This window comes from Cohaesibacter marisflavi (assembly GCF_963665895.2).
Taxonomy (GTDB): Bacteria; Pseudomonadota; Alphaproteobacteria; order Rhizobiales; family Cohaesibacteraceae; genus Cohaesibacter; species Cohaesibacter marisflavi.
On the sequence record NZ_OY762534.1, the window covers coordinates 898,388 to 913,349 of the forward strand.

The 14,962-nt window shown below is 52.8% G+C and carries 15 protein-coding genes; 9 read left to right on the top strand and 6 right to left on the bottom strand.

The window, feature by feature from the left end:
- Nucleotides 1–392 precede the first annotated feature (392 nt).
- The 3 genes from ACKPCT_RS05315 to ACKPCT_RS05325 all read right to left on the bottom strand — a co-directional run bounded on the left by ACKPCT_RS05315 (nucleotide 393) and on the right by ACKPCT_RS05325 (nucleotide 2,952).
- Complete coding sequence (locus tag ACKPCT_RS05315) at nucleotides 393–707, bottom strand: hypothetical protein (protein WP_319568601.1); 315 nt, start codon at nucleotides 705–707, stop codon at nucleotides 393–395.
- A gap of 131 nt (nucleotides 708–838) precedes the next feature.
- Nucleotides 839–1,423 carry a UbiX family flavin prenyltransferase gene (locus tag ACKPCT_RS05320; RefSeq protein ID WP_319568602.1) on the bottom strand — a complete coding sequence of 195 codons (585 nt, stop codon included), beginning with the start codon at nucleotides 1,421–1,423 and terminating at the stop codon, nucleotides 839–841.
- Between the two features lie 26 nt (nucleotides 1,424–1,449).
- Nucleotides 1,450–2,952 carry a UbiD family decarboxylase gene (locus tag ACKPCT_RS05325; RefSeq protein WP_319568603.1) on the bottom strand — a complete coding sequence of 501 codons (1,503 nt, stop codon included), beginning with the start codon at nucleotides 2,950–2,952 and terminating at the stop codon, nucleotides 1,450–1,452.
- A gap of 398 nt (nucleotides 2,953–3,350) precedes the next feature.
- Here ACKPCT_RS05325 and ACKPCT_RS05330 point away from each other — a divergent pair, with 398 nt between their 5' ends.
- From ACKPCT_RS05330 to ACKPCT_RS05365, 8 genes are all read left to right on the top strand, one after another.
- Nucleotides 3,351–3,662, top strand: coding sequence for an FtsB family cell division protein (locus ACKPCT_RS05330; RefSeq protein WP_319512928.1), 312 nt, complete (start codon nucleotides 3,351–3,353; stop codon nucleotides 3,660–3,662).
- Between the two features lie 174 nt (nucleotides 3,663–3,836).
- Nucleotides 3,837–4,880 carry a pyruvate dehydrogenase (acetyl-transferring) E1 component subunit alpha gene (gene pdhA, locus ACKPCT_RS05335; RefSeq protein ID WP_090071429.1) on the top strand — a complete coding sequence of 348 codons (1,044 nt, stop codon included), beginning with the start codon at nucleotides 3,837–3,839 and terminating at the stop codon, nucleotides 4,878–4,880.
- A 17-nt stretch (nucleotides 4,881–4,897) separates the two neighbouring features.
- Nucleotides 4,898–6,283 (top strand): pyruvate dehydrogenase complex E1 component subunit beta, encoded by a 1,386-nt coding sequence (locus ACKPCT_RS05340; RefSeq protein WP_319568604.1) that lies wholly within the window; start codon nucleotides 4,898–4,900, stop codon nucleotides 6,281–6,283.
- Between the two features lie 12 nt (nucleotides 6,284–6,295).
- Nucleotides 6,296–7,645: a pyruvate dehydrogenase complex dihydrolipoamide acetyltransferase gene (locus ACKPCT_RS05345; RefSeq protein ID WP_319568605.1), complete on the top strand. Its 1,350-nt coding sequence runs from the start codon at nucleotides 6,296–6,298 to the stop codon at nucleotides 7,643–7,645.
- 149 nt (nucleotides 7,646–7,794) lie between these two features.
- On the top strand, nucleotides 7,795–9,189 hold the full coding sequence (gene lpdA / locus ACKPCT_RS05350; RefSeq protein ID WP_319568606.1) for a dihydrolipoyl dehydrogenase: 1,395 nt from the start codon (nucleotides 7,795–7,797) through the stop codon (nucleotides 9,187–9,189).
- Between the two features lie 175 nt (nucleotides 9,190–9,364).
- Nucleotides 9,365–9,616 (top strand): GlsB/YeaQ/YmgE family stress response membrane protein, encoded by a 252-nt coding sequence (locus ACKPCT_RS05355; protein ID WP_319568607.1) that lies wholly within the window; start codon nucleotides 9,365–9,367, stop codon nucleotides 9,614–9,616.
- Between the two features lie 72 nt (nucleotides 9,617–9,688).
- Nucleotides 9,689–10,672 (top strand): lipoyl synthase, encoded by a 984-nt coding sequence (gene lipA, locus ACKPCT_RS05360; RefSeq protein ID WP_090071419.1) that lies wholly within the window; start codon nucleotides 9,689–9,691, stop codon nucleotides 10,670–10,672.
- An 18-nt stretch (nucleotides 10,673–10,690) separates the two neighbouring features.
- On the top strand, nucleotides 10,691–11,152 hold the full coding sequence (locus tag ACKPCT_RS05365) for a type II toxin-antitoxin system RatA family toxin (RefSeq protein WP_090072151.1): 462 nt from the start codon (nucleotides 10,691–10,693) through the stop codon (nucleotides 11,150–11,152).
- Between the two features lie 92 nt (nucleotides 11,153–11,244).
- Here ACKPCT_RS05365 and ppk2 read toward each other — a convergent pair whose 3' ends face one another.
- Nucleotides 11,245–12,288: a polyphosphate kinase 2 gene (ppk2, locus tag ACKPCT_RS05370; protein WP_090071417.1), complete on the bottom strand. Its 1,044-nt coding sequence runs from the start codon at nucleotides 12,286–12,288 to the stop codon at nucleotides 11,245–11,247.
- Between the two features lie 462 nt (nucleotides 12,289–12,750).
- On the opposite strand from ppk2, the gene ACKPCT_RS05375 reads away from it, so the two are divergent.
- On the top strand, nucleotides 12,751–13,560 hold the full coding sequence (locus tag ACKPCT_RS05375) for a tetratricopeptide repeat protein (RefSeq protein ID WP_090071415.1): 810 nt from the start codon (nucleotides 12,751–12,753) through the stop codon (nucleotides 13,558–13,560).
- 67 nt (nucleotides 13,561–13,627) lie between these two features.
- On the opposite strand, the gene xth is transcribed toward ACKPCT_RS05375, so the two are convergent.
- Both xth and erpA read right to left on the bottom strand, forming a co-directional pair.
- Entirely contained in the window at nucleotides 13,628–14,419 is a 792-nt protein-coding gene (xth, locus tag ACKPCT_RS05380; protein ID WP_090071411.1) for an exodeoxyribonuclease III, read from the bottom strand.
- 72 nt (nucleotides 14,420–14,491) lie between these two features.
- Entirely contained in the window at nucleotides 14,492–14,821 is a 330-nt protein-coding gene (gene erpA, locus ACKPCT_RS05385; protein WP_090071410.1) for an iron-sulfur cluster insertion protein ErpA, read from the bottom strand.
- Nucleotides 14,822–14,962: the final 141 nt, after the last annotated feature.

Sequence of the window (14,962 nt, forward strand, 5' to 3'; positions counted from 1 at the left end):
ATCATTGTCAGTCGTGGTCACTCTTGCGACGCGGCACGGGGATAAGTGTCGGGTCATTATGGTGGCAGGTTTAGCTCTTCAAAGAAGCAGTGACGCCTTGGTGAACTGCCGACCGTGGGTGTATTTATCTCAAAAGCGTGATTATTTCAAGAGCAATCTCACGTTGTTTCTTGAAATATATTGCATTGGAAATGAAATAATATAATTTCATTGGGTATGAAATATAATTTAAAGAAAGTACTGTTTTAAAGAGGATAATGGCTCGTGGCTATCACGAGCCTCTATTTGTGTTAGTCCTTGGCGAGAGACAATGAAAGCGCCCGACGGTGTGTTCGAGAACGAGATCGACGGCTCAAGGGCGGCAGGTTTCGCCGATAGGTGATGTTTTGGGGTTATCGCGTGCTGTTGCGAAGGAGGAAATGCCAGCTGCTTTCAATAAGCATCCAGGCGAGGCGTCCGAATAGCACATAGAGCGCAAAGGCGAGCTTGTCGTCTATTTTGAGAAGCTCAAACCATTTGGCATAGGTGAGGATATAGGGTTGGTGGTCGATCCAATCGATAACAATGCGAGATGCGGTATGCACGCTCGTATAGATCTGCTCCTGATAAAGAAAGCAGTAGATATAGAGGATCGTACCAAGAATGATGCCGATGATAAGTCGCCAGAAGCCGACCAGTGTGACCCCGAATAAACGCAAAAGCAGCATTTTGTCCCCCTGTGATTGCGTTTGCCTCAAGGGACTTTAGCTAATGGGGTGTCGTCTGTCAGGTCTCTTGCCGTTTTTGTTCAGCTTTTATCCTGAAGAGGCAATCGGGTTGCCGGTTGCGATTTGTTTCTCTAGCTCCAACGCTGCAAAACGGAAGAAGCATCGATATCAAGCTGGGAGAGCAGGCGCGCGGCGCTTTGCTCCAGCATGGCGTCAATGCTTTCTGGTTTGAGATAGAAGGCAGGAACCGGCGGGGCGACGATCCCGCCCATGCGGGTCACTTGTTCCATGGCCTGAATGTGTCCCAGATGCAGTGGGGTTTCCCGAACGGCCAGCACAAGTTTGCGGCGTTCCTTCAGCATCACGTCTGCCGCTCGTATCGATAGCCTGTCTGTCTGGCAATAGGCAATGGCAGCAAGGCTGCGAATGGAGCAGGGCGCAAAAAGCAGGCCATCGAGGGGATTGGAGCCAGAAGCGATGGACGCGGCCAGATTGTGATCATCATGGCAATGATCGGCGCATTCCTTGAGCTCTTCGATTTTCCCTTCTGTCAGTTCGAGCTTCGCTGTTGTCTCTCCGCCAGACGTTATGAGCAGATGAAGCTCTAGTGGCTGGCCGCTTTCTTTCAGTGCTTTCATCAGTTTCATGGCGTGAAAGCCCAGAAGCGAGCCGGATGCGCCGGTGACAACAAGGCCGATCTTTTTTCTGTCCTGCATGGTGAAGCGTGTCCTGCCCTCTGGTTTTAGAGTTTGAGCTTGGCGACCAGATCGTCGACCTCGTGAATGGTTTTCGGGTCCATTTTCAATTCGCGGCCCCATTCGCGGCTTGTTTCCGACCCGATCTTGTCGGTTGCGTCAATCCCCAGCTTGCCTCCGAGTCCCTCAAGAGGGGAGGCAAAGTCGAGATAGTCGATGGGTGTGTTGTCCACCCGCAAGAGATCGCGCGCAGGGTCTGCCTTGGTGGCAACGGCCCACATGACGTCTTCCCAGCTGCGGGCGTTGATGTGAGAATCAACGATGATGATCAGCTTGGTCATGTTGAATTGCGGCAGCATCGACCACATGCCCATCATGACACGGCGGGCCTGTCCGGCGTAGCGTTTGTCAATGGATATGACGGCGACACGATAGGACGCCGTTTCTGGTGGCAGCCAGCAATCTACGACTTCAGGGAAGGCCTGTCGCACCAGCGGCATGAAGACATCGTTGAGGGCTTCGGAAATAACCGAGGGTTCATCGGGTGCGCGGCCTGTATAGGTGGACAGGTAGATCGGGTCTTTGCGATGGGTGATGCCGGTGACGGTCACCTTGGGGAACTGCTCCACGGCATTATAGTAGCCGGTGTGGTCGCCGTATGGGCCTTCGGGTAGAGTTTCTGTGGCGGATACCGTGCCCTCAATGACGATTTCGGCATTGGCTGGCACGAGCAGCGGCTGGGTCTTGGCTTTGACCAGCTGAGTCGGTTTGCCTCGGAACAGGCCTGAGAATTGTGCTTCGCTCAAGGTTTCCGGAATAGGGGTGACTGCCCCCATGATCGTTGCCGGGTCGCTGCCAATCGCAATGGCGATGGGCATGTCTTGCCCTTGCGCTTTCCATTGCCGGAAGTGTGCCGCTCCGCCGCGATTTTCCAGCCAGCGCATGATAAGCGTGTTTTTGCTGGCCTGCTGGATGCGATAGACGCCCCAGTTATAGCTCTTGATTTCGTCACTTGCGGCAGGCTTTGTGATGACAATGGGCCATGTAATAAGCGGCGCTGGCTCTTCAGGCCAGCAGGTCTGGATGGGGAGGGTGTCCAGATCGATATCCTCACCGGTATGGATCACTTGCTGACATTGCGCCCGGCTTTGTACTTTGCCTCTCAGGCTGGTGGCTGCCTTCAGTAGTGGGCCAATGGCAGGAAGAATCTCTGAGCGTTCGGGCGGTTGAGGTTGGCGCAAATAGGCCAGGAATTCACCAAAGGCGATGAGTTCCTCTTCGTTGCAGCCGAGCGACCAGGCGACTCGCTTGACCGTGCCAAACAGATTGATCAATGCAGGCATGGCGCTGAGTGTACCATCGGATTTGATCGGGTTTTCTATCAGCAGGGCAGGGCCGCTCTTTGTCATGACGCGGCGCTGCAATTCCGTTGCCTGAAGCTTCATGCTGACCGGCTCTGAAATACGGATCAGCTCACCCTGCTCCTCGCAGAATTTAATGAAATCGCGCAGGTCCGTAAAAACAGGAAGGCGTCTGCTATGGATATGCATGTGTTGGCCCCGATCGTTGGCTTGGCTGTCAGCAAGTTTGAAAGCACATGAGACAATAAGGTCTCAGTCATTCTTCTTGTGGCATAGGCTGTTGTTACTTGTGGGCTGATCCTCTCCCATGATCAAGATCAAATGCTTGTTATTCCTGTCCTAAAAAGGCGTGTGGCTTCATTTTGACACACTTGAAGAATCGAAAGGGATGGCTCGAGCGTCTTTGTAAGTAATTTATTAACTCATTGAATTAATTAACTTTTTATATACCAAAAAAATATGCAAATTTCCTGTCTGATGTGTTTTTGGAAAGCGTTTGTTAACGCTAAGGGGGCTAAATAGAAACCGTGTCAGGCAGAAAAGGTTTTGCGTACTGCCTGATAACCGAGTTGTGTAGGGTGTACGGTATGGCAACACGCCAACGAAAAAATTCTGTATTGCGCCAGTTGGCGCTTCCCTTCTTTTTCCTGTTCGTTATCGCTTATTTCGTGTATCATACGCTGCATGGCGGCTATGGCGTGTATGCTCTTGCAGGTATGAAGGTGCAGGCTGACGCTTTGGAGGCTGATTTGCTCTCCTTGCGGTATCAGCGTGAAGCCGCCGAACATCGTATCGCCCTGTTCCGTAAGGATACTCTTGATCCTGACATGATGGATGAACGGGCTCGCGCCTATCTTGATCTCGCTGATCCGAATGAGATCGTTATTTTCAATAATTAACCGAAATTTGGGTGACAGATTTTTTTTAACTAGAATCTAGTTAAATGTGTTTTATTATTAAATATCAGTAAGTTAACAATTATTTTTCGGTGGATTACTCGTGCGATCTTCAATTGCAGATTAGAACTCCCTAAATTATCTTACATGCATGGAAACGCTTTAGGGAGCAGCAACATGGCAGCATCCGCGTCTAGCGCCGCCAAGAAGGCGGCGAAGGGGGCATCCCGCACCCCGGTTAATCGCACAATTGTAGAATTTGATAAGGATCAGGAACTTCACGCATATCGTGAAATGCTTTTGATCCGCCGTTTCGAAGAGAAAGCCGGCCAGCTTTATGGCATGGGCATGATCGGCGGCTTCTGTCACCTTTATATTGGACAGGAAGCAGTGGTCGTTGGCATGCAGATGGCATCCAAGGACGGCGATCAGGTGGTAACCTCTTATCGTGACCACGGGCATATGTTGGCCTGTGATATGGACCCCAAAGGGGTGATGGCTGAATTGACCGGCCGCAAAGACGGTTACTCCAAGGGTAAAGGCGGCTCGATGCATATGTTCAGCCGCGAGAAGAATTTCTTCGGCGGTCACGGCATCGTAGGGGCTCAGGTCTCCATCGGCACCGGCCTTGCTTTTGCCAACCAGTATCGTGGCAATGACAATGTCTCCTTTATTTACATGGGCGACGGCGCATCCAACCAGGGTCAGGTTTATGAAAGCTTCAACATGGCGAAGCTGTGGAACCTGCCTGCGATCTACGTGATCGAAAACAACAAATATGGCATGGGAACCTCAGTTGAGCGTTCTTCATCCAACACAGATCTTTCCCAGCGCGGTATTTCATTCGGCATCCCTGGTGAGCAGGTTGATGGCATGGACGTGCGCGCTGTTATGGCTGCTGCTGAACGCGCCATTGAATGGGCACGCGAGGGCAAGGGGCCTTATATCCTCGAAATGATCACCTACCGCTACCGCGGACACTCCATGTCCGACCCGGCGAAATATCGTTCCAAGGAAGAAGTGCAGAAAATGCGTAATGAGCATGATCCGATCGAGCAGGTGCGTCAGCGTCTGATTGATGGTGGTTTTGCTTCCGAAGACGAGCTGAAGTCCATCGATAAGGATATTCGCGCCGTCGTCTCCAACGCTGCCGACTTTGCACAGTCCAATCCTGAGCCGGATGAATCCGAACTCTGGACCGATATTTATATGCCTCTGTAAGGTGAAGGGATTGAATTATGCCAATTAAAGTACTTATGCCGGCCCTCTCCCCAACCATGGAAGAAGGCAATCTGGCCAAGTGGGTCAAGCAAGAAGGTGACAAGGTCGAAATCGGCGACGTGATCGCGGAAATCGAAACCGACAAAGCCACCATGGAAGTTGAGTCTGTCGAAGAGGGCACTCTTGGCAAAATCGTCGTTGCTGAAGGCGCCCAAGGTGTCAAAGTCAATGAACTGATCGCCCTGATCCTCGAAGAAGGCGAAGATGCTTCCGCTCTGGACAATGTCTCCACCGATGCTGCACCTGCTGCTGAAGAAGCGCCAGCGGCTCCTGCTTCGGTTCCTGCCGAGCCAAAATCCGAAGCACCGGTAACGTTGCCCGATGTTGAAGACGAGCCGGAAGTGCCGGAAGGCACACCGATGAAGACCCAAACCGTTCGTGAAGCTTTGCGTGACGGCATGGTCGAGGAAATGCGCCGCGATGACGACGTCTTCCTGATGGGTGAAGAAGTGGCTCAATATCAGGGTGCCTACAAGATTTCTCAGGGCATGCTGGACGAGTTCGGTGAGCGCCGCGTGATCGATACGCCAATCACCGAGCATGGCTTTACCGGTCTTGCTGCCGGTGCTGCTATGGCTGGTCTGCGTCCGATCGTCGAGTTTATGACCTTCAACTTCGCCATGCAGGCGATTGACCACATCATCAACTCGTCCGCCAAGACTCTTTATATGTCTGGTGGCCAGATCCATAACCCGATCGTGTTCCGTGGTCCGAACGGCGCTGCTGCCCGCGTGGCTGCCCAGCACTCTCAGGATTACACCGCATGGTACAGCCAGGTTCCTGGCCTTGTTGTTGTGCATCCTTACAGCGCTGCTGACTATAAGGGCCTCATCAAGTCTGCGATCCGGTCTGACAACCCTGTTGTCTTCCTTGAGAACGAAATCCTCTATGGTCACAGCTTCGATGTGCCTGATGTTGATGATTTTATTGTTCCTCTCGGCAAGGCCAAGATTGCTCGTAAGGGTAAGGATGTGACCATCGTTTCCTTTGGCATGGGCATGCAGTATTCTCTCAATGCAGCTGAAGAGCTGGCCAAGGAAGGCATCGAAGCCGAGGTCATCGACCTGCGTACGATCCGTCCTCTGGACACTGAAACAATCATCCGCTCGGTTATCAAGACCGGCCGCTGTGTTGTTGTTGAAGAAGGCTGGCCACAGGCTTCCACCTCTTCGGAAGTTGCTTTCCGCGTCATGGATCAGGCGTTCGATTATCTGGACGCACCGGTTGCTCGCGTTTGCGGCAAGGATGTTCCGATGCCTTACGCGTCAAACCTCGAAAAGCTGGCTCTGCCAACCGTTGCCGAGGTGATTGGTGCTGTTAAAGCTGTCACCTACACCGCTTAAAGGAGAGAGATTATGCCTGTAACAATTACGATGCCGGCCCTTTCTCCAACCATGGAGAGCGGTACGCTTGCCAAATGGCTGGTGAAAGAAGGCGACGAGATCACTTCCGGTGATGTCATTGCTGAAATCGAAACCGACAAGGCAACCATGGAAGTGGAAGCTGTTGACGAAGGCACCATCGGCAAGATTCTTGTCGAGTCTGGTACCGCTGACGTTGCTGTGAATGCTCCGATTGCCCTGCTTCTGGAAGAAGGTGAAGACGCCTCTGCACTGGACGGCTTTGACGCTGGTGCTCCGGCTGCTGCACCTGCTGCTGATGCGGCTCCGGCCAAGGAAGAGGCTGCTCCTGCAGCTGCTGCTCCCGAAGCCAATGTGGCTGCTGGCCCTGCGCCAACGGCTGCTGATGGCAACCGCATCTTCTCTTCTCCGCTTGCTCGCCGTCTGGCCAAACTCAATGATCTGGATCTGGCCAAGATCTCCGGCACCGGCCCGCGTGGCCGTATCGTCAAGCGCGATGTGGATGCTGCGATTGAAGCGGGCACTGCCAAAGCCGGTGCTCCGGCTGCTGCAGACGCACCAAAAGCAGCTGCCGCTCCGGCGCCTGCCGCTGCTGCTCCTGCCGGTCCGTCCGACGAACAGGTTCTCAAGAACTTCGCTGAAGGCTCTTACGAATTGGTTCCGCACGATGGCATGCGCAAGACCATTGCAAAACGCCTGACCGAAGCCAAGCAGACCATTCCGCACTTCTATGTGTCGGTTGACTGCCAACTGGACGACCTGCTCGCTCTGCGTAGCCAGCTGAACAATTCGGCTCCGCGCAAAGACGACAAGCCGACCTACAAGCTGTCTGTCAACGACATGGTGATCAAGGCTCTGGCTCTTGCTCTGCGTGATGTGCCTGATGCCAACGTCTCCTGGACGTCTGACAACATGGTCAAGCATAAGCATGTTGACGTGGGTGTTGCTGTTTCCATCGAAGGTGGTCTTATCACTCCGATCATCCGTAAGGCTGAGGAAAAAGCCCTGTCCACCATCTCCAACGAGATGAAAGACATGGGCAAGCGCGCTAAGGAACGCAAGCTTAAACCTGAAGAATATCAGGGTGGAACGACCGCTGTGTCCAACATGGGCATGATGGGCGTCAAGAGCTTCTCTGCTGTGGTGAACCCGCCGCATTCGACCATTCTGGCCGTGGGTGCTGGTGAGAAACGTCCGGTGATTGAAGGTGACGAAATCAAGGTTGCGACCGTGATGACCGTTACCCTCTCTACCGACCACCGCACCGTGGATGGTGCTCTGGGCGCTGAGCTGCTCAAGGCATTCAAGGGTTATATCGAAAACCCGATGAGCATGTTGGTCTAATCCCGACGGCCTCCTGACTTTTCCGATCGCGCCGATGGCGCGATCGGCTCCCGGACAATCGGTTTTTCCAGCTTTTCTTTTTTCAGGGAAGAGAGGGATACCTAGCAAGTCCGGTGAGGGGTCTGAGGTGATTTAGAGGAATTTTCAAAATGGCACAGACTGAATTTGACGTAATTATAGTCGGTTCTGGACCCGGTGGTTATGTGACTGCCATTCGCTCGGCGCAGCTTGGTCTCAAAACGGCAATCGTTGAAAAGAACGAACTGGGCGGCATCTGCCTTAACTGGGGCTGCATCCCGACCAAGGCTCTGCTTCGTTCCGCAGAAATCTATCACTTCATGCAGAATGCCAAGGATTATGGCCTTTCTGCTGAAGGCGTAAGCTTTGACCTGCAGAAGGTTGTCGAACGCTCCCGTGGCGTTTCCAAGCAGCTGAACACAGGCGTTGGCTTCCTGATGAAGAAGAACAAGGTCACCGTGATCAAGGGTGAAGCTGTTCTTGAAGGGAAAGGCTCGATCACTGTTTCCGGTGACGATGCTGGTACCTACAAGGCCAAGCATATCATTCTGGCGACCGGTGCTCGTCCGCGCGTTCTGCCGGGTCTTGAGCCGGACCAGAAACTGATCTGGACCTATTTCAACGCTCTCAAGCCGGACATCATGCCGAAAAGCCTGCTGGTTGTCGGTTCCGGCGCGATCGGTATCGAATTTGCCAGCTTCTTCAACACCATGGGTGCTGATGTAACGGTCGTGGAAATGATGCCGAAGATCCTGCCGGTCGAAGATGATGAAATCTCCGGTATGGCGCGCAAGTCCCTTGAAAAGCAGGGTATCAAGATCCTGACCGAAGCCAAGGTGACGGGCGTCAAGAAGGGCGGCAACAATGTCGAGGCTACCATCGAAAAGAAAGGTGGCAAGACCGAAGTCATCAAGGCTGACCGTATCATTTCCGCTGTCGGTGTTCAGGGCAATATCGAGAATCTCGGCCTTGAAAAGCTCGGCATCAAAACCGATCGTGGCTGCATCGTGATTGACGAATATGGCCGCACCAATGTTGAAGGTGTCTATGCGATTGGCGACGTTGCTGGTCCTCCGATGCTGGCCCATAAAGCCGAGCATGAAGGCACCATTTGCGTTGAGAAAATCGCAGGCCTCAAACCTCATCCAATGAACAAGAGCACGATCCCGGGTTGCACCTATTGCCATCCTCAGGTTTCCTCAGTTGGCCTCACCGAACAGGCCTGCAAGGAAAAAGGGCTCGACGTTCGCGTTGGTCGCTTCCCGTTCATCGCCAACGGCAAGGCCATTGCGCTTGGTGAACCGGAAGGCATGATCAAGACCATCTTTGACAAGAAGACCGGCCAGTTGCTCGGCGCCCACATGATTGGTGCTGAAGTGACCGAGCTTATTCAGGGCTTCTGTGTTGCGATGGGTCTGGAGACAACCGAAGAAGAACTGATGGAAACCATCTTCCCGCATCCGACCCTTTCGGAAATGATGCCGGAATCGGTTCGCGACGCTTATGGTCGTGTGATCCAGACGTAATCATGGGCCGTATAGGCCAATGATCCTCCAATTTAAAGCTACGTGGTGAGCGTTGCGGGGCTGGCGTATCATCGTCTGCCCCGCGTAGGAAACTTGATTGCCCTCTCACAGATGCTATGTATGTAAGAGGACGGATATGGGGTCCGCTTGCATATTTTAAATTAGAGGTAGAAGCATGAATTTGATATTTTGGATTGTGGTGGGCATTGTTGCAGGTTACATCGCTGAGAAAGTTACTGACTCTGATCATGGTTTGCTGACCAATCTGATTGTTGGTCTTATTGGATCATTTGTTGGTGGATTCATTGCTCAGAGATTTTTGCCAGGCTTGATGTCGTTAACTGGTTCTGTGTGGATAGACACCATTATCATTGCGACACTCGGCGCAATTTTGGTGCTGTTTGTCTATCAGAAAGTTCGATCCTGATCGGCTTGACCGCCTGCTAAAGGTTGGATATTGCTGATCAACCAGACTTTATAGGGATGACGAGGAACCTGAATGGTTACGATCATTGATACCGTTTCAAACAAGGCAGACACTGTGAGCAAGGTGGTTGCCAAACCCCGCCATCCCGAAAAGGCCCATCGGCCTGATAATCCGATCCAGAGAAAGCCGGACTGGATCCGCGTCAAGGCTCCTGGCTCCAAGGCCTACAAGGAAACCCTCGACATCGTTCGCGGCAACAAGCTTGTAACAGTCTGCGAAGAAGCCGGTTGCCCCAATATGGGTGAATGCTGGTCGCACAAGCATGCCAGCTTCATGATCATGGGCGAGATCTGCACCCGTGCCTGCGCGTTCTGCAATGTTTCTACCGGCATGCCCAATGCTCTTGATCCCAATGAGCCGGAAAATACCGGTCGTGCAGTGGCTCAGATGGGCCTCAAGCATGTGGTGATCACCTCCGTTGATCGTGACGATCTGGAAGATGGGGGCGCACAGCATTTTGCTGACGTGATCCTTGCTATCCGCGATGCGTCACCTGAAACGACCATCGAGGTTCTGACACCGGATTTCCTGCGCAAGGAAGGCGCGCTGGAAACCGTTGTGGCGGCGAAGCCTGATGTGTTCAACCACAATCTGGAAACGGTTCCATCCAATTATCTCAAGGTGCGTCCGGGCGCACGCTACTTCCATTCCATTCGCCTGCTTCAGCGCGTTAAGGAACTGGACCCGACTATGTTCACCAAATCGGGCATTATGGTTGGCCTTGGCGAAGAGCGTAACGAAGTGCTCCAGTTGATGGATGACCTGCGCGTTGCCGATGTGGACTTCCTGACCATCGGGCAGTATCTGCAGCCGAGCAAGAAGCATCATCCGGTGATCAAATTCGTGACGCCGCAGGAATTCAAAGGCTATGAGACGATTGCCTACACTAAAGGTTTCCTGATGGTTTCGGCCAATCCACTCACGCGGTCTTCCCATCATGCAGGGGAAGATTTCGAAAAGCTGAAGGCTGCTCGTCGCGCCAAGCTTGGTCAGTGATTGGAGAGCCTTGCCCATATGCCAAAATTCCAGACCCGTCATAAAGTGAAGCATTCCGCCGAAGCGATGTTCAAGCTGGTCGCCGATGTCGAGCGTTATCCCGAGTTTGTGCCGCTTTGCAAATCGCTCCATATTCGGGGGCGCAAGGAAACGCCTCAAGGAGCGATCCTTGTCGCGGACATGGTTGTGGCCTACAAGATGATCAGCGAGAGCTTTACCTCCAAGGTGACACTTCTGCCGGATCAGAACCAGATTGTTGCCGAATATCTGGACGGGCCTTTCAAGCATATGGAAAACCGTTGGACCTTCGAGCCCATCGAGGGAGAGCCCGGGGCCTGTCATGTGGTTTTTTACATCGATTATGAATTCCGCAGCCGGATGCTCTCTGGTTTGATGGGAACGATGTTTGACAAGGCTTTCAAAAAGTTTTCGTCTGCCTTTGAGCAGCGCGCCGATCTAATCTACGGAACAGCTGCCTAGAGGAACCGGGTGGGTATGAAAAAGGCCGCATGATGCGGCCTTTTGTGTGTTCGGTGTCAGCCATCAGCTTGGCATGTGAGTGCCTGCAGAACTCAGTCTGTGGGGCTGAGGCTCTTGCCCAGAATATGTTCGTCATTGCCGATCACTTGCCCCGAGCTTCCAACAATCAGCGGATCAGGGCCGTGGACGATGTGACGATCCTTGTTGGGGTAGGGCAGGGACGCCAGAAAATGCTGCATACAGTTGAGACGCGCGCGCTTCTTGTCATTGGACTTGATGATCGTCCAGGGAGCGTCTGCCGTATCGGTGTAGAAAAACATGGCTTCCTTGGCTTCAGTATACTGATCCCATTTGTCCAGAGACGCCTTGTCGACCGGGGAGAGCTTCCACTGTTTGAGCGGGTCGGTCTCCCTTGATGCAAATCTGCGGCGCTGTTCTTCCTGCGTTACCGAGAACCAGTATTTGAACAAACGGATACCCGAGCGGCGGATCATGCGTTCGAATTCCGGCGTCTGGCGCATGAATTCGAGATATTCGCTCGGTGAGCAGAACCCCATGACACGCTCAACGCCTGCGCGGTTATACCAAGAGCGGTCAAACAGCACCATTTCGCCAGCAGCGGGCAGATGCTCCACATAGCGCTGATAGTACCATTGGGTCCGTTCTCTATCTGTTGGTTTGTTCAGCGCCACAACGCTTACTGTGCGTGGATTGAGATGTTCCATAAACCGCTTAATGGTGCCGCCCTTGCCTGCGGCATCTCGTCCTTCAAAAAGAAGAACAATTTTTTCGCCGGATTCTTCGACCCATTTTTGTGCCTTGAGGAGCTCTACCTGCAAGAGGCTCTTCTGTTTTTCGTAGGTCTGGCGTTTCATCTTCGTCTTGTAGGGATAGACCCCATGCTCGAAGACACGGCGAATTTCACTTGGATCGTGGCGCATTTCATAAAGGGAAGGGCGCGGCTTTTGTTCTTCTTGCGGGGTGTCAGGGGATGATGGCGCTATTGATGCTGCTGTGGCTAAGCGTTCGTCCGGCTGGCTTTGTACCAGCACCTCTTCCAGTTTTGCCAGATCTTCAGTTTTGCCGTCTGTCTCGTCGAGAGAGGCATCCTTGGCTTTTATGGCTGGTTTAGGCATTTTTTCCTCCCCTGGTTGGCTTTATTTCAAACTATGCCAATTAGATTAACCTCAAATGAGCCCCCGTTACAGAAAATTGGAATATGGTTAAAATTACTAATGCTACTGGATTGCGCAGGAATCGGGGGCCAAGGGCGTTGCAGAAAAGACACGCCAGAATGAAAAAGGTTTCGTTAACCATAACGCTTAACGCCTTATGCCCGTGTTCAGCCACATTATGGAGTCAGCTTCGAGACAGTTGAACGGGGCAGAGATAAAAGTTAATGAAAACCCGTCACAGAAGTGACATTTTTGAGGTCTTGATAGGTTTCAAGAAATCTCATTAAAACAAGTCACTCGGGGAAGAGCGATATTCAAACGGCGCCCGGCGATTGGGAGCGATGCTGCCGGGTAAACAGGAGACTGGGGCTGTGAGGCGTTGAGACGTAAGGGTCTTTGTGCTGAGCAGACAAGTGGTATGTCATGAAGCGTCAAACAAGTTTTGCGGTAAATCTATTGCAGACTTTGACCCTGATCGGCTTATTTGGAGCCGTGGGGAGTTTGCCTGCCCATGCCTTCGATCCTCGCACGATCGAAGAAGGGCAAGCCAGCCCCGATGAAGCGTTTCGCTTCGGCGCGCAAGCCTACAAATTTGGCAACAAGTCCACCGCTGTGCAGGCTTTGACCTATGCTGCGCACAATGGGCATATGGCGTCTCAGTGGAAGCTGGGGCGGATGTATGAAGAAGGGGACGGGGTCGTCAAGGATCCCAGCCAAGCCTTCGATCTGTTCAATGGTATTGTGCGACGCTATGGGGATGCGCAGCCGGGGTCTGTTGAAGCGCGCTATGTCTCAAACGCCATTGTGAAGCTGAGTGCATTCGTGCGCTCAGGAATCAAGGGTAAACTGGATCCCAATCCAGGAAAAGCGCGTGATTTTCTGCAATATGCTGCGTCTTATTTCCGCGATCCGGATGCACAATATCATCTGGCAATGTCTTATCTGGACAAATCCGATGGCAAGATAGAGCCCAAAATGGCTGCACGCTGGCTGAGCAAGGCCGCCCGCAAGGGGCATATTGGTGCCCAGCTGGAATTGGGTGAGTTGCTTCTTGAAGGCAGCATTCTGCCGCAGCAACCGGTCAACGGGCTCAAGTGGCTGACAATTGCTCGGATGCTGGATGCAACCAATCCCGAAGTGCTGGACCGTCAGGAAGCCGCTTTTGCTTTGGCCGATGATTCCACGCGCAAAAAGGCCGTATCTCTTGCCAATGAATGGTTGGATAACGAATGAATGGTTGGATAGCGGCGGCAAACTGATTGTCCGCCGCTTTGGCTTTCATCTCTGTTTTAGGCAACGCCTATGACTGTGAACAGCTGAGCGTCATCATGACCGGCACATGGTCAGACGGTTTTTCCCAATCACGGGTGTCTTTCTGGATTTCGCACGCCTTCAGCATGTCTGCCGCCTCTGGCGAGAGCAGATGATGGTCGATGCGAATGCCGTGATTGCGCGGCCAGGCGCCGGCTTGATAATCCCAGAAGGAATATTGGTGTGGCGTGCCATTACAGGCGCGGAAGGCTTCGGTAAGGCCGAGGGCCTTTAACTCCCTGAACAGTTCAAGCGTCTCTGTGCGATATAGGGCATCGCCCCACCAGGCATCATGATCATGCACATCATCTGCCGTCGGGATGACATTATAGTCGCCGGAAAGAACAAAGGCTTCCTCAAGTGTGAGACGGTCTTTTGACCAAGCGATGAGCCTGCGCATCCAGTTCAGCTTGTAGGGATATTTTTCTGTCTCCACCGGATTACCGTTCGGCAGATAGAGGCTCACGACGCGCAGTGGCCCCTTGTCGGTTGAGAAGATACCCTCGATAAAACGGGCCTGCTCGTCTTCATCGTCGCCGGGCAGGCCGCGATTGACCTCTTCAAAGGGCAGACGGGATAGAAGGGCCACACCATTAAAGCTCTTCTGGCCGTGGGTTTCCACGTTATAGCCCAGTGCTTCAATGTCCGCGCGCGGAAAGGCTTCATCGACGGACTTGATTTCCTGCAGGCAGGCAATGTCCGGCTTTTCTTCTTCCAGCCACCTTAGCAGGTTGGGATGACGAGCCTTGATGCCGTTGATGTTCCAAGTGGCGATGCGCATGGGTGGCCTCTTTGCTGATGGGCATTTATGGTCAAGTGTGAGTTGTCATGCCCGCGGCGTGTGGGCAGCCGGTCAGATCGAGAAGCTCGTACCGCAGCCGCAAGATGCGCTGGCGATCGGGTTGTGGATCTGGAAGGACTGGCCCATCAGGTCGCTGACGAAATCAACTTCAGCCCCTTCCATATATTGCAAAGAGAGCGGATCGAAAAGGATCGTTGCGCCATCCTTGTTGATGACCAGATCATCGTCCTCGCTGCTCGTCACAATGTCATAATTATACTGGAAACCGGAGCAGCCACCACCACTCACGGAGATGCGCAGCATGGAACCATCCTTTTCCTTGGAAAGGATGGTGGCGATTCGTTTGATGGCACTATCTGTCACTGTGATCGGGTTTGACATTTGGATATTCCTGTCTCATTTCCCATCCGCGCTTCTACTAAGGCCCCTATTTTGGCCAGAAGTGCTTGATACAGGCCGGTTTTGCCTGAAAAATGGAGAATTACACCTATAAATGGGGCTTCACAAAGCCTACTCTTTCTC

Coding starts and splice junctions, on each gene's coding strand:
- ACKPCT_RS05320 (WP_319568602.1), bottom strand. CDS start 1,423: ATGCAGGACAGAAAAAAGATCGGCCTTGTTGTCACCGGCGCATCCGGC.
- xth (WP_090071411.1), bottom strand. CDS start 14,419: ATGCGCATCGCCACTTGGAACATCAACGGCATCAAGGCTCGTCATCCC.
- erpA (WP_090071410.1), bottom strand. CDS start 14,821: ATGTCAAACCCGATCACAGTGACAGATAGTGCCATCAAACGAATCGCC.
- ACKPCT_RS05325 (WP_319568603.1), bottom strand. CDS start 2,952: ATGCATATCCATAGCAGACGCCTTCCTGTTTTTACGGACCTGCGCGAT.
- lpdA (WP_319568606.1), top strand. CDS start 7,795: ATGGCACAGACTGAATTTGACGTAATTATAGTCGGTTCTGGACCCGGT.
- ACKPCT_RS05345 (WP_319568605.1), top strand. CDS start 6,296: ATGCCTGTAACAATTACGATGCCGGCCCTTTCTCCAACCATGGAGAGC.
- ACKPCT_RS05315 (WP_319568601.1), bottom strand. CDS start 707: ATGCTGCTTTTGCGTTTATTCGGGGTCACACTGGTCGGCTTCTGGCGA.
- ACKPCT_RS05365 (WP_090072151.1), top strand. CDS start 10,691: ATGCCAAAATTCCAGACCCGTCATAAAGTGAAGCATTCCGCCGAAGCG.
- lipA (WP_090071419.1), top strand. CDS start 9,689: ATGGTTACGATCATTGATACCGTTTCAAACAAGGCAGACACTGTGAGC.
- ACKPCT_RS05375 (WP_090071415.1), top strand. CDS start 12,751: ATGAAGCGTCAAACAAGTTTTGCGGTAAATCTATTGCAGACTTTGACC.
- ACKPCT_RS05330 (WP_319512928.1), top strand. CDS start 3,351: ATGGCAACACGCCAACGAAAAAATTCTGTATTGCGCCAGTTGGCGCTT.
- pdhA (WP_090071429.1), top strand. CDS start 3,837: ATGGCAGCATCCGCGTCTAGCGCCGCCAAGAAGGCGGCGAAGGGGGCA.
- ACKPCT_RS05340 (WP_319568604.1), top strand. CDS start 4,898: ATGCCAATTAAAGTACTTATGCCGGCCCTCTCCCCAACCATGGAAGAA.
- ACKPCT_RS05355 (WP_319568607.1), top strand. CDS start 9,365: ATGAATTTGATATTTTGGATTGTGGTGGGCATTGTTGCAGGTTACATC.
- ppk2 (WP_090071417.1), bottom strand. CDS start 12,288: ATGCCTAAACCAGCCATAAAAGCCAAGGATGCCTCTCTCGACGAGACA.